The following is a 19592-nucleotide window of genomic DNA, read 5'->3' as shown; positions in this document are numbered from 1 at the left end:
TAACACGAGGGCAATCTAACGCATTGCCCTCACTCCATGTTTAAGGAATATGTGCCAGCGATGCCTTAATTTCCTCGGCAGTGGGCTTTAACTGCGCTTTCCCCTGCTTCTCTCTTCTACTTCCCAGTAAATAAAGCAAAGTAGAAGTGATATACAATGTTGATGTAGTACCTATAACCACCGCAAACACCATGGGTAAAGCAAAACTAGCCACGGCATCGCCTCCAAAAAGTGCCATAGGCAACAACGCCATCAACGTTGTAATAGAAGTAAACACGGTTCTGCTTAAGGTGTTATTCACAGCTTCGTTAATTATGTTGTATAAAGGAACGGTAGCATCTAACCGAATAAGCTCGCGAATGCGGTCAAGCACCACCACTTTATCGTTAATTGAATACCCGATAAGCGCAAGTAGTGCCGCCACTGCCGTTAAATTAAACTCGATGCCAGTTAGAGCAAAAAAACCAATGGTTTTAGTAAGGTCAAGTAATACAGTTATCAATGCAGCAGTTGCAAAGTGAGCTTCGAAACGCGCCCACAGATAAACAAGCATGCCCGCTCCTGCAATAAGCAAAGCCAATATAGATAGCTCGGCAAAACCACCACTGACTTTGGGGCCAACCATATCCACTTTGTCGAACGACACGGTAGCATCCGCCTCGCTAATTACCTGCTTAAGTTTTTGTGTGTACTGTTCACTATTTTGTTCGCCGCTCTTCTCGCTTTCAGTTTGATTAGACACAGCTGGCGCTCTTAACAAATAGTGGTTCGCTTCACCGTATTCTTGAATAGTAATCTGCTTAAAACCACCACGCTGTATTGCGGTGCGAAGCGCATCGGTATCAAGTTTTGGTGTGGTCAGCTCAATCATGGTTCCGCCAGTAAAATCGACGCCATAATTTAAGCCGGGTTTGGCAAACAGACCTAGTGACAGCAGTGTTATTAACACCGATGCGATTAACGCGATTTTACGAGGCGCTAAAAAGTTAATCCCAGACAGCTTGTCGCTTAACGCCAACAAGGGCGAAGAAAAGGTAAGCGGCTCCCTTTCAAAGGTTTTTTCCTTATTACGCGTTTGGTGCTTTTCAACAGTGAACAGCATCAACATTTTAGTTAACGCTACTGCGGTAAAGAGCGAAGACAAAAGCCCTAGCGCAATAGTAATAGCAAACCCTTTTACTGGGCCACTGCCAAACATAAACAGCAAACTTACTGCAATTAGCGTTGTGAAATTTGAATCGACAATTGTGGCAAAAGCCTTATCGAAACCTATGTGAATAGCGCTTTTTGCAGGCCTACCTTTGTTACTTTCTTCGCGAATTCGCTCGTTTATCAGAATATTCGCATCTACGGCCATACCCATTGTAAGAATAAGACCTGCAATACCTGGCAAGGTTAATGTTGCGCCAAACAGGGTTAGCGCTCCAAAAACCAGCGCCATGTTCACGCACAAAGCAATACTTGCAATAACGCCCCAGCGGCCGTAGATGGCTACCATTAAGGCCAGAACCAAAAGTGCGCCAGCCACCCCACTTTCGATACCCGTTTGAATAGCATCGCTACCTAAATCGGGCCCCACAGTTCTTTCTTCTAAAACATCCAGTGGCACCGGTAATGCCCCTGTTCGAAGCATCAATGCCACGTTACCAGCTTCTGGCAGAGTAAAATTACCGCTTATTTCGCCACGACCACCCGGTATAACGCTATTAATCACCGGCGCCGTCACTACGGTATCGTCTAGTACTATTGCTAAAACACGCCCAATATTATCTCGGGTCATATTGGCAAACTTTTTAGCGCCCACGCTGTCAAGTTTAAATGAAACAACCGGCTGCCCCGTTTGGTTACTTAGCACGCCAGCAGCGTCAACAATGCGCTCGCCTTCAAGCGCAACGCGCTGTTCCAGTTGATACGTATTTCCTTTTGCGTCTTGTTTTGTCATTGAGGGAACGTGCGCATCGTTTACCTGCCAGTGAAACTGCATTTGTGCTGTTGTGCCAAGTAATAGCTTTACTTCACTGGGGTCAGACACACCTGGCATTTGTACTAAAATAGCGTCGTTCCCATGTAGCGTTACGCTGGGCTCTGTAAGCCCAGTTTCATTTAAGCGCTTCCTAACAACCTCTACGCTTCGGTTAAGTGCATCGCGGACTAACTGCTGCACATACGTTTCATCAAGCTTCAAATAAACCCGTTTGCCACCGTCGATGTTTATATCAAGCGCGCTTTTGCCTGATGGCTGAAGTGATAAATCATAAGCAAGCCGTTTAACGGTGCTTGCATCACCCGCTTTTTGAAGTGTAAACGCAACGGTTTGTTTGTCGTTAATTGCTGCACCACTATGCTTGGTATAACGAATGTTGTTTTCTCGCATAACATTAAACAAATCGTTGCTAAAACTGTTTAGCTGTTTGGTTTGCAGCGCATGAGTATTAGCGCCTAAAAGCAGGTGAGAACCGCCTTGTAAATCGAGCCCTAGCGTTAAGGCCTGTGTTGTATACCACTGAGGTAAATACTGTTTTGCAGAGTGAGGTAAAATATTGGGCGCAGCGCTTGAAAGCCCTAGCATTACGACTAGTGCATATACAACGCCACGAAATGAAAATCGTGCCATTTTGGAAATCCTGAAAAAATAAAAATAACCTGCGCCCTTTCAACTAGGAGAAAGGTTGGCGCAAACAAGTTTTGATTACTTCAGAATAAGTGGTGGTGCTCTAGCAAAATGAAGATAGAAACGAGAGAGCGTTTCTACGTGTAGCAATTTGACAATACGCGCAGCAACAAACTGCCTCACTGTATTTGTCGATGTTTGAGCTAGATAATCGGGCTCGCTGTCGTCACTGCCATGTTCGTTCCCATTAGCAAAAAGCCTTAGCCCGTGAAAACGTAATGAGTAACTACCAGCTTCGTGACTAAAATGAGCAAGCGGTGACTGCTTGTTTACACTCACATCACCAAGGGTATTTACGCGGTCAAACCCAGCTGTAAATACAAGACACGACAATACCCACGCCCATAATAATGACGTGTATTTTTGTCTTATTGTGTCTGTTTTTGGTGTTGTACTTGGTGTTGTCATTACCCAAAAAGTCGGCAATTAGTGTTACAAGCGCTTTAGATTTCCGGAAGTCTTCTCATCCTTTTAATCTGCACTTTGTTCTTCAAATCTTAACAGCTTAAAAGTTGTGTAGGCAAATAAGAATGAATCAAGGGGCGGGAGTATTTATTTTAAGAGCTCCCTTAAATTCTAGCTGCAGAATCGAACTCTAAATAAGCTTACTCAAATGAAGAACCAAACGATAATTTTGTAGCGAACACAAAAAAGCCCTCATTTTGAGGGCTTCTTATTTATTTGGTTTTGCGTTTACCTATTTTTAATTCGGTGTTTATGTTTACAGTAAATAAGTCGTTTAATACTGCCCAGTAAAATCAATAAGTGGGTGGAACCTTATTTTTAATAAAGATGTTTAAAAAAATCAATCTCATAGTCGAAACTTTGTAAGTAGCTGCCTTCCCCAAGCTAGTACTTAAGCGACAGCTATGAGGCCTTTAGCGGACGTTGGACATAACTTTTGCGAAAGTCCGCTTCAGACAAACAGCAGACCTTCAGGCTTTAGGTTTTACACTTTCGATTGAAATTGATTTTGATGGAATGAGTATGTAATTGACAGGGTCCGTTTGATGAGCCCTTTACTTAAGTACCTTCAAAAACTAAAGTTTCTCTTCGTATTCCTTTTCGAATCTTTCTCTTAATTTTAACCAGTCATTTTCAGAGTGCCTATCAAAGCGTGCAACAACAAGCTGTGATGATATACCAAGAATTAATTGTTAAGGCTAATGCACAAATCAAAATGCAGTAGAATTAGCCTCGTGTTTTCAGAAAGCAAGAGGGCAATAGGTCTACGGGCACTTCGAACTTCTTGTTGGCGGGTATTTCGGGCCTATCAATTGGGCTAAATGTTTTCGTTTTCAACACGGCGGTTGTATCGCCAATGTTGGCTTTCACATCAACACCCAGTTTACGACCTACTATGGTCAATAACGTAACGGGCTCACAAAAGTAATGATTATTTTCAAGTGCCGTTCTGAAGTATTTGGTTGTGTGTAAGTGCTTGTCAAACAGAAGGCGTGCACCTTCTTTCATTAAACTGGGCTCGTTGTTTACAACGCCTCTTACAAGCTTGCTAACCCCGGGTTGAATATAGAATTCACTTTTTTTGCTTTCCAGCTTTTCTATACCATCAAGCATTTGTATAGCGGCATCGGTTTCACCGCGCCATAGATGGGCAAGCATAAGGTAGAATTCTGGCGGAGCTCTAAATCTCATATCGTTGGGAATGTCCAGTGCTAAAAGTAGAGCTGCCGACTCCTCAACCTGTTCTTCATAACCGAGCAATAGTGCGTAACTAAATAGGGCGTATTGATAGCTGTTATCATGAGATACTTTATTCTCTGCTACGGCCATCCTAGAATTTGGAATAACGTCGACAAACAACTTTTCTGATAAATTTTCATCACCGAGTAGGTTCGCTTTAAATCCCCCTACAAAGCTTGTGCCAGCTGTACCATAGTAACTCGTCACCTTGTTGGCCGCAGTGGCTGGATTATAACATTCGATGGTCTGAAGTGTATCTTTCAACTGAAGTGAAAGCTCTTGTTTAGTGTCGTCTGGAAGTTGTTTCATTCTTTTCCTTAAAGAGGCCTCGCAAAAGGGCCCCAATTACTTAACGCCTTATTTTTTTAGTGGCAATTCAATAATTACGATTTCATTAATTTGAGATGACCCGCCAACACCCAGTTCAGTTTTTTTTGTGAGCCCCTGCGTAACACCTGCGCCAGCATGCCTGTCTTTCACAACAGTGTAACGGGTTTTAATCTTTCCACTGTTAAATGCATTCCTAATCTCTTGCTTTTGAGATGCGCTGAGGCCTGAGGTTCGAGACAATGCGCCACTTTTTCTATCTATCCCAAAAAGGTAGTTATCTGTAAGCTGCCTACCATCTGCTGTGGAACTTAGGCCAGAAAGCCCTGCGTTGCCGCTGCTGTCCAATCCTTGTCTGTCACTGCATTTAAAGTTAGATATGAGCCAGTGACTTAACCCCAACTCATTTGTTGATTTGGCAAGTTTTTTCAAGTTTTTTTTCTTTCTAAAGACAGCAATTGTAGAAAACGATGCTTCAACAGTACCGATTAAATCATTAAGGATATTACTATCATCACTCGAATAAAGCCGTTTGGGCTAAATGATAGTGTTGAGCACGGCTTTTTCATGCGTAAGACTGTCTGCCTCTGAAAATGATTCTCCCCAAAGGTGCTTCACACTTACCTTTTATAGTGAAATAGAGTGCAGTGTCTTCAACGAGACTTTAGGTTGAAATTTAAGCTATACTACTTTTGAGGTTGTGTATTATCGCGATACATAGGGGGAGAAACGCTACCTACGTTTCTCTCCCTCTTTATTTGTGTTCGTTTTAAATGACACTACAGCTTCGCCAGTCATTAATTGTAATTGCTCTTGGCCTGTCAATTGACGCTCAACTATCATTCCTACATAGGCCCACTGCTCAATTTGCTCACTGGGTGTTTTTGGGTAATTAGCTATCGCTTGCTTTGCGTCATCTATCAAAGAGCTATCAAGTTGTAACTTAACACTCCTCTGACTCGCTTCATTACTTTCAGATTTTTTTGTCATTCGCTTTTCCCTTCATTGCTCTGTGTTATTTTGAACTTGACCATGTCATACATGCGCTTGCACCTCGAAAGCTTAGTAAAATTGCATGTAAACCAGCGATGATTACCAAATGCTTTGTCTAGCGCATATTTACTAGGCAATTTGTTGGTTGTTTCTAATTGTTGTTTAAGGAACCCTTTGAATTTTGGAAAAAGAGATGTGTCTCGCTTCTCCCATATTTTTGCACTGTGATTGGCATGGTTTGCTTGGATGGGAAAGGTAGCATCAAGCCACGTTTTGTCGTATCGATATGCCCAGTTCAAAGCGTTTCCTTGATGCTCTCTTAACTCTGCTCGATTAAGTAGGCCACGGCGTTTTCTCTCCTCAATTAAAGTCGCCCTTACGGCATCCCGCTTTTCATACATTCTTAAATATTGACGCCATAGGCTTAGCCCATCAACAGACTGAACTACTCCAGTAATCGATGGTTCTGACACACCAAGTTTGGCTGCAATATCCTTACAACTCACATTTTCGATTGCCATTTTTATTGCTTGTCGCTCTATGTCAGCGGTGACAATTTGTTTTCGTTCTGTTGTCTTTACGCCAATTCGGTTGGCTAATTGTTTTACGTAGCCATGACTCACTTTCAAGCGCCTGCTTATCTCCGCAACGTTAAATTGATAACTTTGTAATAGTGCTATTGCTCGTGACTCAATGGTCTCAGACATTTTTAGGGGTTTAGGAGCAGGTATTGGGAGAGGCGCTGATTCTTCGCGCATTCCTTTTACTATGAATTCAAGCAGAATAGGTTTCAATGGATGAATGCTTAAATCTTGTTCGAAAACTATTCGACGAATACTTCTGGTATTCAACACACTGGGGAGACAAAGCGCTTCAGCTACCTCGTTATAGCGCTCTAACACCGTAGACATCCGAATATGCATTTGCGATGTAAACAGCCCTCGTGAGTGAAATAGACTTTTTAAGTATTGCTGACCAACATTTTCGATATTGTTACTACGTAGCAATTGCACGATATGCTTTGCGAACTCTATCTGCTGTGCATTAGCGTCTGAAGGAATAACAGACTGTATTGGCTTAAAATAACGTGGGAGCCGATATTTTCGATGGTTAAAAGGAACACTGGTTAGTTCACACCCATGTTTGAAGCATGCATTCACTCCCCACAATTGATGTGACAAATGCCAATAAGCGATACCTATTTTAGTTATATCTTCTTTAGCACATTCTGGGCAGAAATTGCTTTGTATTAAAGAGCCAAATGCCAACTGTGGTGAGCATGAAAGGTTTGCTATGTTCATATCACCAGCGCCACACATTGCCGCCTTCAGTGCTTCATGGCGGGCGTTATAAAGAATATGCAAAGGGTAAGCTGTGTGGTTATGTAAAAGATAGTCTATACCGTATTCAGAGTGACAAGAGATATCCTGAATATGGCTAGGCAAAAGCTGATTTAAGCACCCCCCTTCATAGCCGAACCATTCCAACGAAGTCTCCGTGTATGAGACATCTCCCCATAGCCAATGACACCGAGCAACATACGAAAACAAAGTTTCATCAGGTTGAATGCGAGGTGTGTACAAGATTCTACTCATGGTCGATATTCATGCATGTAGAAAAACTTGAATAACAAAAACATTAAAGGATGAATACTGCCATTTTCAGCCATCATAGCACTGGCTTTGAATGCATTATTGTTAGCAGTGACTTCAGCAAAACGTTGTAAATTTGGAAACAAAACAGTGAAGTATCGTTGGAGCGCACTTTGCCATTGCTTATTGAGAGTAACGCTCGCTTTACTTGGAGAATGGGAATAGAAGCTACTCTCCATAAACACACGCTTGTGAAGTTCGACTTGCTCCCGTTGATATTCAACACCTCTTCTCATCAGCAGCTTGGTTTCCCAATCAAGCCAACGGTGAAAAAGTGTAATATGGGGAGTGCTAAAAAAAGATTTATCAAAAAAATCGCCTGAGTATTCAAACCCATTAAACTCGCTCACTAAACGTTGCCTCAGCGCGGTATTATGCTGATGACAAATAAAAGCAGTCATTGCTTGATGATCTGCTTTCCAAATAGCAAAGCCCTTGGCTCTTACTTCTTCATCATGGCACTTTGAGCAGTATTTTAGAGAGTGATAAGGCATTAGTAGCTTTTCAGCATCAAACAGTACGCGTCCCGTTGCCTTGTCATTCAATTGAGTTTTCACATGTGCATTTAATACATCACGAGAGATGAATCCTTGCCAATATTTGCCCACCATATTATCAGTCAGTACATCCTCGAATCTTTTTCTTCCATAGGCTTCTACTGCAAACTTCACTGCCCACCTTGGCATGGTCTCTCCTATCAAACGAGGACTTGATAATTGAAAAAGACTTAAAAATTCCTTTGGAGCGAAAAAGTCTGCATACTCCTTGAGTCGATAGAAATAGGTTGGAAGATACTCACCGGGTTTGATGTTAATATTCTCTAGCATTATGGATGAAAGACTGGTGTTCAACATAAGCTCACTCGTCCCCCATATCTAGGGCTTGAAGTCGTTTTATCCGCTCAATACGCTCTTGCTTTTTTGAGTCCTTTTTCTGCGTATTTTTATCAACTATTTGCGCTGTTTTTTCCGCAGAATAGGCTGGCGTGACATCAACTTTAGGTAGCTTCGGTTTAATCGATTCTTTGCGTATGTGAGTGGCCACATGCGCTGTATACAAAGAGTTAAATCGATTACTTTTGGTCATACTCAAATTCGCATTTAGTATATGATTTACCAGTCGCTTCAACTTGCTTATGTTTCCTTCACAATAATAAAAAATTGCATGTTCAAACTCCTTATCAACTAACTTCTCGCCCATACCTAAAAAGTTCATGCTTAAGGCTTTAACCATTGTCTTCCATGTTATGTGTTCAATAGAGTGATCATTTAGAATAAACTTACCATCACTGATTAAACGCCGTTCAGACTGCTCGCTCTGTTCTGGAGCACTGAAAAGGTCTCCTGCTTCAGGCGTACCAATGAATATCATTGGTACGCCTAAGTCGTTGAAAAATTCTTCTAAAAAAACATTAGTAACAACCTTGTTATCCCTCGTCGTTTTAGAGTTTAAAACCCATTGGACATCATCTATTACAAGTAAACCAAGGCCAACCATTCGACATATTTTAATGACATAAATCACCTGCTCACCAACAGTGTCTCTGCTTGGAAGCTTTGCAGTGAAATGACTATTGAGCTTTTTATCGATGGCATTAAGAATTGAAACTAAGAAAGCTTTTTTACTTGTCGCACTTTTAATATAAGTTTTTACAAACATGACCTGCGGTAGTCGTCTAAATCCAGTGTTTTCAGAAGGGGGATGAAAGTTATCAAAAGGATCAAGCGTTTCTAACAACTTATCATGAACGGTAGTTTTACCATGCCCAGAGCGCCCCATACAAAACATGGCAGTTCCAGCGTCTATTAGAGTATTTGGTGCAGGCAAGTCTTTTACCGAAACCTCGCCGTTTTCAACTAAGTTGAGATATTTATCGTAATCGTCTGTCTTAGGGTGGCGGTTGAGATAACCAATAAGGATCATGTGATGAATTTGATTATACAAATCAAATGTATACTCTGGCGGAACATAAAATCGTTTAGCCAAACCAACACGTTTGATACCGTTTGATAATGTAGAATAATTGGGAGTAATATCGTCCCTTGCCGATAGTCGAGATATCAATTCAGATTCAGTTAGCTTCAGCATCTGAAGCGATGTAATAAATGGATTATCATCAATCCATTTTTCAAGCAGAAGGGTCGCTTCAGTCATCACTGCCTCCTTCACTATTTAACGATGGAGTATCAAAGTAATCTGCGGATGAATCAATTGCACTAGTGCCAAACACATTTCGAGTTTCGATAACATCTCTGGCGTTTTCTGATTTCTGTGCTTGCCTGAAGTTATCCTGCATTCCGGCGACTATGCCTTTGCGATCTGGAGGGCTGGTTGAGGTGTTTTCGTTTGATAACTCACGTTCTTCAGCTATCGATGCTTGCAAGGCAACGTTTGCCATTCTTCGGTCTTTACGATTGATAGACATCCTTTGCTTTTCGATTTGTTTTTGCTGCTTAATTTCTTCAGCAGTTAGGTCTTCAAACCTTTCATCATGCGACGCCAGTGTGAATTCGATGATTTCCGTACCAAACTGTTTTGATAAGTACCATGCGTAACGCGGGTCATCCTTGTTTACACGCACTTTTATTGAAGGCTTCGCCTGACCACTAAAGCTGATCTTTAGTTGCCAATCTTGGAAACCTTTATGGGATGTTCTATATGTAAGCTCACTCGATAAAATGAGTATACCGTGGGTGGATACTTTTGCTTCCTCTTGTTCCAACATCGCGTACATCACTAGTTTTTTAGGGCGACGATTCCCAGAAGCCATTCTTTTAGAAATGTGCTTATTCCATAGCGCTAAAGGCGTCGGCTTAACTCCTTCAAACACATCAAAAGATTGTAACCGTGTGTGGTTCATTCTTTGACGATTAAACGACAAAATCGATTCAATAATTAGTCGATTTAACGAGTCAATATCATGTATGGCGAAGTTTGAAGGGTGAACGGCATCTTTTGCAGGATTCGGCTTTACACTCCCGTCCAATCGCTGAAACAGAATTTTGTCTTGAGAATCAAAATTTACCTCTACAGTCCCCTTTTTTTTACTCAAGTAAGAAGTCGCAAAGGTAATGGTTTCTAATTTCAAGTCTGCTGCCAGCATGTCATCATAAAGACTAGTGGTATATTCTCCCCCTCTATCGCAGAACAACCTTACGCATATGTGTTGGCAAGGCCAATCATCTTCATCGATTTGAATTCCGTACCTTGCACAAAAATCAACTTTATTTGTAAAAGCATTGTAGAGTGCTTTTTTGACGGCGGAAACGCCGCGCTGATAAGTAATGCAATAGCCTACAATAGCCCCCGAAAAGGTATCAACTACGAAGTACAAGTACGGGCGACCAATTACCTCTTTAGTTGTATATTCGCCCCTGCTGTTGATTCTCGATACCACGTAAATATTTAGTGTAGTGGCATCAATTTCATAGGTGTCACTTGGCCCAATAGAGTTTTCTTGTGCTTTACCACGTGTAATGTCTTGATTATTTTGAACTGCCTTTGCACTCGTTTTAAGCTCTTCCCACTTCTTCCAATCTACATGCTTTTGAAAGTGAGCCGTAAATTGATCAATAGAAATAAACTTGCGAAAGTCAAGATAGCGCTCTTTCCGTCCATATACGTCAGCCGATGAATAACAAAGGCGTTGGCAAAACTCGCTATGTAACGAAGTATATTTGTGGTCTGAAACTTTGGATAAGTATTTTTTTATGAATTGTTTAATTCGCTTTATGTCTTCTTGCGTAGCATCTCGTCTTAAATATTCGTCGGAATCGCCTTTTGCGCCAATAAAAGCTCCACCTCGTTTAGCTCTCTTCGCTTCAGCCTCTTCACTATTTAGAGGTAACTTTCGATTAGTTCCACAAAGATACGTTAGTGGTAACAGCGCTAAAGGGTGAGAACCAAATGCTAAGTATTGATTGAGATAGTTATATAACGACTGAGGAGTTATATTGGCTTGCTTGGCGTAAGCCTCGAAAGATTTTCTGGATAAATCGCCTTTGATATATAATTCTATGTCATTAGATTCAATGAGTGGTCTTATTTTTGAGTATCTCTCATACGCAGTGGCTACACGACTTTCTGTGGCAGACAAATAATGTCTAGACGAACTAAACGTATTAGGCGTTCTTTCAAACATGTCCCATGCACGTCCTTCGATATCTTCGCCAACTTTAACCAGAATAGGCTTAATAGGTTTTTTACGTTGTAGAGATAGCGCAACTACTTTTGATTCAGGAAAAGTATACGCAACGGTATATTCGAGTTCTTTCTCATCTGTATTTTTAGCTTTTATGATTTCGTTAATTGAATAATCAAATGCCTCTTCTGTCGGAAGACCTACCATTCCCATGCGTAGTCCTCCTTAGCATTAAAGACAAAACTTGCATCAGCAAGCGGACGAAATAGATCTACCTGCAAGCCTTTATGCCAGATGAGATACCAAAATACGCCGTATGTTTTTTCAAACGAGATAGACATTTTTTTGGATACCAGAAAAACCAAATCTGCCAATCGATGACGCTTTCTACCAGTAAGGAATTCTAAAAAATGAACTTGAAAAGACTTAAGAATAATATGGGGAACATCAAGGTCACGATGCCTTCTAGCTATTGCAATATTTTTGACTAAGTTCGGACTCAACGTCCAATGTGAAGATGTAATTAAACGATACTCTTGCTGCTTTTCATCTTCCCAATAAGCTTGTTCGATTTTCAGCTTATCTTGTGTGCGACCAGTAACAGCATCACCACTATCTACTATAAGCACTTCATCATTGTATTTTAACGAGACAGCAATCTTTTTTGTTTCACCTGTCATAATATCGACATATTGAAAACAAAAATCTGTCGTCATGATAGATGCTTGATACCCTTGATTAGCATCTTTTACCAATCCACGTTTTGGTGCAAAACGGGGATGCGCGATATTAAGACGAGCCGCAACCGCTAATGTTGTATCAACATCTATTAAAGGATATTGCGTTTTTACCTTAGAAACGTTTTTTAAATAACTGAGTGTCAATCCAAAATGCCGTTCCATGTCTGAAAAGTATTCGTGACGTTGTGTTTCTTGGCCTAGTTGCTCAGTTGAGGCATTTCCCATGCTTGAGAACTGACGAGCGGTTTTATACGGAATGTACTTACCTTCGAATTCTCTCCGGGTTAAATAATCGTCAATTTTATTTTCAGTTAACTCAGTGACAGTTGGCTGTTTAATTTTAGGTGAATTTGCATTTTTCATAACTTATTTTCCAATGACTACAAATCGGAAAATAGTCTCAGATATTGAGAATGACAAGGAAAAGCACAAAAACCACGAAAAGTTATTGGTAAAGTCAATAAATTCGTTGAAAACAACAAAAATAACTAACCACAAACAACTAGAATGTGTAACTATTAAAGGTTTTTATTGATAAAAATGAGAGACTGAACTGAATTTCACTTCGAAATGCACTTTATCGTAACAAATAAATTAACTTTGTCAACAGAGGCCATATTTGACGGGGACCCCATGCATTACTAAAATTTTAAAATTAACAATTTACCCAACATTTACACAATGAGAATCACAGAAGAAAAGTTGATTGAATTTGAATTATTTCTGAAGCCATTTAACAAAAGCAACAAACTAGCGTTTGAGCACTTCGTAAAGCAACGTCAATTCGCTGAAAATGAGACTAGAAAAATATCAAAAAGCTCAAAAAAAAGTTCGTCGCCAGAGTAAATATAAAACTTCCGCGTTTAGTAAGTGCTGCTTAAGTTAACTAATTGCTATCAATGCGATAAGCATTCTTGTTCCAAATGTTCTTTTACAATATCCTGACCGTTAGCCTACTTAAAAATCGTTATAGCTGTCTTTCACAGAGCCAGTTAGACTCGCTGATTTTTCTGCTAAAACTAGATAAGAATAAAATCAAGGACAAGGAATGATCCCAAATTATCAGCAATTCATGCGGCCGTTTTTAGAGGTTGTACAAGCAAACAATGGCAATGAAGTTAAACTTCGAGAAGTTATCAATCAGCTTGCTGATACATTTGACTTAACTGACGAAGAGCGTAACGAAACTCTGCCAAGTGGACGGCAAAACGTTTTAGATAATCGTATTGGCTGGGCACGAACCTACCTCACAAAAGCGGGCCTCTTAAAAGCCACTAAAAGAGCACACTTTGTCATTACTGAGCGTGGTATCAAGGCATTGCAAGATACAAATGCAACTATTAACAACGATTACCTCAAGCAATTTGATGAGTTTGTGGCCTTTAAAGAGCAAAAGAACGACAGCAGCGCCCCTCAGGCGCTAAATACAGAAGAATTTAGTAAACCATTAGCATCAAATGAAATAACGCCTGACGAAGCGTTACTGGACGCTTATAAAGCTATTAACGACGCACTGGCGTTAGAGCTTATTTCTCGCACACGTGAGGTAACTCCAGCTTTTTTTGAAGACTTGCTTATCGAACTGTTGCTAGCAATGGGCTATGGCGGCACAGGCGAAGGCGCGGCGCACGCACTCGGGAAATCAGGTGATAACGGTATAGACGGTGTTATTGACCAAGATCCATTAGGCGTTGACCAAATTTATATTCAAGCTAAACGCTACTCAGAGGGCAATAACGTCGGCTCTGGTGACATCCGTGATTTCTTTGGTGCACTCAATTTAAAGAAAGCGCAAAAAGGTATTTTCATTACCACATCGGATTTTACGCCATCCGCTATACAAACAGCTAAAGACCTTGGTATGCGAATAGTTCTAATTAACGGTAAAGAATTAGCTAAACTCATGCTTCGCTACAACATCGGCAGCAGAGACGAACAGGTGTTGCACCTGAAGAAAATCGACGAAGAGTTTTTTGAAGTATGAGCCGAAAGCCTATAACCACTGATTTCAATGAGTGCTGAGGCAAAAACTTCATCACTCAAATATAGAGAATAACGATTACATGAAACAAAAACTAACGTTAAGCAAATTAGAAAATCTACTTTTTAAAGCGTGTGACATATTACGCGGCAAAATGGATGCCTCGGAATATAAAGAATACATCTTTGGTATGTTGTTCTTAAAGCGCATGTCTGATCAATTTGAAGCAGATAAAGCCGCTATCCGCGCCCGTTTAGAAAAAGAAGGTAAATCTGAAGCAGCAATTGAAAAGCTTGTTTCTTTGCCTTCCCAGTTTGATTACTTTGTCCCAGAAGCAGCATCATGGTCAACTATTAAGCACGTTAAGAAAAACGTGGGGACTGAGCTAAATAAAGCGCTTGCTGCACTTGAAGATGCCAATATTAAAAAGGGTCTTGAAGATGTACTAAAGCATATCAACTTCAACAAAAAAGTTGGTAAAAAGCCGATGGAAGATAAGGTGCTGATCGATTTCATTCAGCATTTTGACCAAAAAGATTTTACGTTAACCAATGAATGCTTTGAATTTCCTGATTTACTAGGTGCAGCCTACGAATACTTAATTAAGTTCTTTGCCGACAGCGCTGGTAAAAAAGGTGGTGAATTCTATACGCCTTCAGAGGTAGTTCGCTTGTTGGTTGAACTTCTTCAACCCGGTGAAGGGATGGAAATATATGACCCCACAGTTGGCAGTGGCGGTATGCTCATCCAAAGTAAAAAATACGTTGAAGAAACGGGTGGTGACGTAAACAAAATAGACTTATTCGGGCAGGAAGACAGCGGCACCACATGGTCTATTTGTAAAATGAATATGATTTTGCACGGTGTTGGCGGTGCAAATATTCAAAATGAAGACACCCTTGCCAAACCCCAGCATATTGACGCGAATGGCGAAATCCGCACTTATTCAAGGGTTATCGCGAACCCCCCGTTTTCGCAAAATTACAGTCGCGATGGCATGACACACCAAAGCCGCTTCCATACATGGCTTCCTGAAGGCGGTAAAAAAGCTGATTTTATGTTTGTTCAACATATGCTGGCTTCCCTCAAGCAAGACGGCAAGATGGCAGTGGTAATGCCACATGGCGTGCTGTTCCGTGGTGGAGAAGAAAAAACCTGTCGCCAAAAGTTTATTGAAGAAGGGATCTTAGAAGCGGTTATTGGTTTACCACAAGGCTTATTCTATGGAACAGGCATTCCTGCTTGTGTCCTTGTATTTAACAAGGCTAATGCGGCTAATCGCAAACATGTTGTGTTTATCAATGCGGATCGTGAATACAAAGAAGGTAAAAACCAAAACAGTCTTCGCCCAGAAGACATTGAAAAAATCACTCATGTTTATGAATCTCTCACTTCAGATACTGATAACAAAGTAGAAAAGTACGCACGAGCAGTACCTGTTAGTGTACTTGAGCAAGAAGAATTCAATTTAAACATTAGACGTTATGTTGACAACAGCCCAGCACCAGAGCCTCATGATGTAAAAGCACATTTAAACGGTGGTGTACCTGCGGATGAAGTTAACAGTCTTGAATCTCACTGGCAAAATTATGCCAAATTAAAAGAAGCACTGTTTACTTCAGGCCACCCTAAACAAAAAGATGGTGAGTATTACTCTTTTGCTCCGGTTATTGAAAGTAAAGCTGACATTAAAACAACTATAGAAAACCACCCTCAACTTATTGCTAAACATGATGCTTTTTATGGGCAGTTAGATAACTGGTGGAGTACGCACTTTGTTCCGCAGTTCCATAAACTCGGTGATGAAACCTTAGGCTCGAAAGGTGTTTTTGCGTTAAGACGCGATGCCCTAAACAGCATTGTCAGTGCCTTATTACCTGAAAACTTGCTAACTATTTATCAAGTGCGAGGTGCAATGGCAAATAACTTTAAACAACATGAAGCGGACCTTAAATCTATTGCCAACTCAGGTTGGAATGCTGAGCTAATTCCAGATGAAGAAATTCTTGAATCTCAGTTCCCTGAGGTACTCGCAAACCTGAAAAAAGACGCAGCCAGAATTACAGAATTGGAAGCATTGTTTGCTGCGGTAAATGAGTCAACTGAAGATGATGAAGAAGCAGAGGACGAGTCTGAATCTGGCGTGTTACCAAAAGCTCAGGTGAAAGTACTTAAAGATGCGAAAAAAGAAAACAATGGGCAACTTCGTGACTTAAAGAAAGAGCTAAAGTTTGCTAAAAAAGAAGCCCCTGCGCGTGTATTACAACTTGAAGCGAGCATTGAAAAGCTAACCTCAGCCAATGCCAAGATTGACGCAAAGTTGGAGCAACACACTGCACTTGAAAAAGAGTTAAAAGAACTAAAAGCTGGCATAAAAGAAGCGGAAAAGAAAAAAGAAGATCTTGTTGATGCTGCGCGTGAAAAAATCACACGAGAAAAAGCAAAGGCACTTATTGAGGCACGCTTTAAACAGCAAATGGTTAATAGTTATGCTCATTACCTACACCAACTTGTTAAGCAATTGATTAAAGCGGTTGAGAAGCTTCACAACAAGTATGCAATTACAGCCAAAGAGATTCTTACTGAACGTGTTAAGCAGGCTAACTTGTTAAACCAGTTCTTAGTGGAGCTGGGATATGAGTAATCAATCATTTACAACAATGCTTCAGTCTACCGTTAGTGAGTTAGCTGATAAAGCATGGATTGGCCTTGTAACTACTATGACGAAAAGCTATGTCGAAAAGGGGGTTCCTCTTATTCGGAATTCGGATATAAAAGAAGGATACATTCGTACAGAGGGAATGATAAATCTAGACCCTGAATTCGCAGAGTTACATTCAGGACGAAGAGTTAAAGCTGGGGATGTAGTTAGTGTTCATACTGGAGATATTGCAACATCTTCATTAATTCCACAAACTTTAGATGGTGCTCACGGATTTGCAACAATAAATACAAGGGTCGATAATCAGCGGATTTATAATAAGTACTTATGTTACTTCTTCAATTCTTCTCATTTCAAACAGCAGGCTTATCGAGTAATAACAGGAGATGGTCGAGACAATTTGAATTTAAAAGAGTTCCTAGAATTAAAGGTAATGTACCCGCCTGACATCGAACATCAAAAAAAAATTGCAAATGTTCTATGCACTTTAGATAACCTCATAAAGGAAACTCTTAAACTAATCGAAAAATATACTGCCGTCAAACAAGGTATGATGGCAGATTTGTTCTCTCGCGGTATTGATTTATCTGGCACGCCAGAAACCAACAAACGCTATGGTCAATTGCGCCCAAGCTATGAAGAAGCGCCAGAACTATATCAAGAAACAGAACTTGGTTGGGTGCCTAAAGATTGGAAAGTTCAATCCATAAAAGAAAGAATAGAAATTTCATATGGAAAATCTCAAGTCGCTGTTAGGGATAATGATGGTTCAATTCCTGTTTATGGGACTGGCGGTTTTATAGAGTACGTCAATTCTACAATGTCTGAAGCAGACTCAATATTGATTGGGCGAAAAGGAACTTTAAATAATCCTTATTATATTGAAGCCCCATTTTGGGTTGTTGATACTGCCTATTTTGTTTCAAAATTTATTGATGGCGATATGAGGTTTTTAGCCAGAAGGCTATCCACTTTTGATTTCGTTAAATTGAATGAGTCAACTGGAGTTCCAAGTCTTAACAGAGAGACGCTTTATCGAGAGAAATTAGCATTTCCGCCTCTATATGAGCAAATTGAAATTAACCGCAGGATTGAAGCGGTAGATAAATATCTAGATAGATATAATGCAGAGAAGACAAAGACAATCAATATCAAAAAGGGCCTGATGCACGATTTGCTAACAGGGAAAGTAAAGGTATAACAAGTTTTGTTCTAGGGTGTGTTGGCCTTGATTGCTCCGGCTTGACTAGGTTGACCACTCACTTGTGAGTGCAACTAATATTGAAGAGCTTGTCTCTTAGTTGTGGCTTCTTCGGGAGTTTACGGCTTGCCCCGTCAGGGGTGTTAACTCTATGTAACCCACTGACACCCTAGAACGCCTCAATAAAAAAGGAAGTAGTAAAATGGCATTCTCCGACAATGTATGGTGGACAAGAAAAGCAAGAATACAAGCAGAAAAGCGTTTGCTTTCTAACGCATTTCAATCACAGTTGCTGTTGCTGTGGTACTCATTTTTTGGCGTTGCCGTTTCAATCTATTACTTAAAATTCACACCATCAGCAGGTAAGGAAGACTTAGCTGGTATTAGCTGGATAGTGTATTCAGTGTTGGTATTAAGTCTGTCAGGGTTTATTGCAGGGTTGTCTTTCAAAGAACGGGCTAGCCTTATTAAAGAAAGTTACGAAACCCTGAATACTTTTTATCAAAAAGCGAAAGCACAAAACGCAAATATTGCCCAGCTATCTTCTGACTATGAACAAATCATGGGGCTTTGTGAGAATCATACAGATTATGATTATTACATCGCCCTATGTCTTGAACACGTTACCAACAATAAAGAAGTGGTTACTAGTACAGGGTGTAAAAAAGACTTAGACCGCTGCCCTACATGGTATCACTGGTTAAGCATTACATGGTGGCTAGCTAGACGATATGTATTACTGACGCTTTTATATTTATTGCCTGTTATTCTTTTGGTTGCTATTGAGAAGTTAGCATGACAATTCAGCAGCAATATAATAACCATTTTTCAGAAGAAAACTTAAAGCGAATTTTCGTTGAACATGTAGTTTATTCGGGTGCGACTGGCATCGATAATCTAGATCAATATGCCTTCCGTGCTCAACTTGATGAGCAAATAGCTATTCTGTCTCGAAAAATGCTGGCAGGCACTTATAAATTTACTAAGTACAAGCTGAAATTGGTAAGTAAAGGCAAGGATAAGGCCCCTAGAGAGATTTCCATTCCAACGGTTAGAGATCGCATTGCAATGCGTGCTATGTGTGATTTTTTAACTGAGATTTATGACGGTGATATTGAATTTAATTTACCGCAAAAAGTAATCAAACGCGTGAAGGCGGATGTTGAGTCAGGCGGTTTTACAGGCGTTATTAAGCTTGATGTCAGTAACTTCTACCCTTCGATAAAGCATAATGAGTTAAGAAGCCGATTAGGTAAAAAAATACGTTCTGAGGATATTAAGAATGTACTTTTCTCAGCAATTACCTCACCAACAGTGTCAGTGTCGAAAACAACAGATCAGCTTTCGACAAGAGGCGTGCCCCAAGGTATAGCGATATCCAATATTCTTGCCGCAATTTACCTTTTAAACATTGATAACTATTTTGAATCGTTGCCAAACATTAAGTACTACCGATATGTCGATGATGTCATGGTATTTTGCGACTTTAATGACGCACAAACCATAGCAACTGATATAAG

General features: G+C 40.4%; 15 protein-coding genes. 5 read left to right on the top strand and 10 right to left on the bottom strand.

The window, feature by feature from the left end; genetic code table 11:
- Positions 1–40: 40 nt before the first annotated feature.
- From secD to V7R35_RS00030, 10 genes are all read right to left on the bottom strand, one after another.
- Positions 41–2614: a protein translocase subunit SecD gene (gene secD / locus V7R35_RS00075; RefSeq protein WP_334012461.1), complete on the bottom strand. Its 2574-nt coding sequence runs from the start codon at positions 2612–2614 to the stop codon at positions 41–43.
- A 75-nt stretch (positions 2615–2689) separates the two neighbouring features.
- Positions 2690–3079, bottom strand: a complete 390-nt coding sequence (locus V7R35_RS00070) for a hypothetical protein (RefSeq protein WP_334012459.1) — start codon at positions 3077–3079, stop codon at positions 2690–2692.
- A 783-nt stretch (positions 3080–3862) separates the two neighbouring features.
- A complete protein-coding gene (locus V7R35_RS00065; RefSeq protein ID WP_159118435.1) occupies positions 3863–4684 on the bottom strand; it encodes a hypothetical protein in 822 nt (273 codons plus the stop codon).
- A 48-nt stretch (positions 4685–4732) separates the two neighbouring features.
- On the bottom strand, positions 4733–5134 hold the full coding sequence (locus V7R35_RS00060; RefSeq protein ID WP_334012457.1) for a hypothetical protein: 402 nt from the start codon (positions 5132–5134) through the stop codon (positions 4733–4735).
- A gap of 300 nt (positions 5135–5434) precedes the next feature.
- Positions 5435–5692 carry a hypothetical protein gene (locus V7R35_RS00055; RefSeq protein WP_334012456.1) on the bottom strand — a complete coding sequence of 86 codons (258 nt, stop codon included), beginning with the start codon at positions 5690–5692 and terminating at the stop codon, positions 5435–5437.
- Positions 5689–7290, bottom strand: a complete 1602-nt coding sequence (locus tag V7R35_RS00050; RefSeq protein WP_334012455.1) for a TnsD family Tn7-like transposition protein — start codon at positions 7288–7290, stop codon at positions 5689–5691. The genes V7R35_RS00055 and V7R35_RS00050 overlap by 4 nt, the downstream gene beginning before the upstream one ends.
- Complete coding sequence (locus V7R35_RS00045) at positions 7287–8201, bottom strand: hypothetical protein (RefSeq protein ID WP_334012453.1); 915 nt, start codon at positions 8199–8201, stop codon at positions 7287–7289. Before V7R35_RS00045 ends, V7R35_RS00050 begins: the two co-directional genes overlap by 4 nt.
- Positions 8202–8205: 4 nt before the next feature.
- Positions 8206–9501: an AAA family ATPase gene (locus V7R35_RS00040; protein ID WP_334012451.1), complete on the bottom strand. Its 1296-nt coding sequence runs from the start codon at positions 9499–9501 to the stop codon at positions 8206–8208.
- On the bottom strand, positions 9494–11701 hold the full coding sequence (locus V7R35_RS00035) for an integrase catalytic domain-containing protein (protein ID WP_334012450.1): 2208 nt from the start codon (positions 11699–11701) through the stop codon (positions 9494–9496). Before V7R35_RS00035 ends, V7R35_RS00040 begins: the two co-directional genes overlap by 8 nt.
- Positions 11689–12591: a TnsA endonuclease N-terminal domain-containing protein gene (locus V7R35_RS00030; protein ID WP_334012448.1), complete on the bottom strand. Its 903-nt coding sequence runs from the start codon at positions 12589–12591 to the stop codon at positions 11689–11691. The genes V7R35_RS00035 and V7R35_RS00030 overlap by 13 nt, the downstream gene beginning before the upstream one ends.
- Positions 12592–13276: 685 nt before the next feature.
- On the opposite strand from V7R35_RS00030, the gene V7R35_RS00025 reads away from it, so the two are divergent.
- From V7R35_RS00025 to V7R35_RS00005, 5 genes are all read left to right on the top strand, one after another.
- Positions 13277–14212, top strand: a complete 936-nt coding sequence (locus V7R35_RS00025; protein ID WP_334012446.1) for a restriction endonuclease — start codon at positions 13277–13279, stop codon at positions 14210–14212.
- Between the two features lie 79 nt (positions 14213–14291).
- The gene (locus tag V7R35_RS00020) at positions 14292–16853 is read left to right on the top strand and encodes an N-6 DNA methylase (protein ID WP_334012445.1); all 2562 of its coding nucleotides are present in this window, start codon (positions 14292–14294) and stop codon (positions 16851–16853) included.
- Positions 16846–18072, top strand: a complete 1227-nt coding sequence (locus tag V7R35_RS00015) for a restriction endonuclease subunit S (protein ID WP_334012444.1) — start codon at positions 16846–16848, stop codon at positions 18070–18072. Before V7R35_RS00020 ends, V7R35_RS00015 begins: the two co-directional genes overlap by 8 nt.
- 202 nt (positions 18073–18274) lie before the next feature.
- Positions 18275–18871 (top strand): SLATT domain-containing protein, encoded by a 597-nt coding sequence (locus V7R35_RS00010; protein ID WP_334012442.1) that lies wholly within the window; start codon positions 18275–18277, stop codon positions 18869–18871.
- Positions 18868–19592: reverse transcriptase domain-containing protein (locus V7R35_RS00005; protein ID WP_334012441.1), on the top strand; the 725-nt coding region annotated here is incomplete at its 3' end. The genes V7R35_RS00010 and V7R35_RS00005, both read left to right, overlap by 4 nt.

Origin of the sequence: Alteromonas sp. S167, from assembly GCF_036864375.1 — a bacterium.
Classification (GTDB): Bacteria; Pseudomonadota; Gammaproteobacteria; order Enterobacterales; family Alteromonadaceae; genus Alteromonas.
Note: the sequence above shows the minus strand (reverse complement) of the source record. Positions and strands in the feature narration are given on the sequence as shown.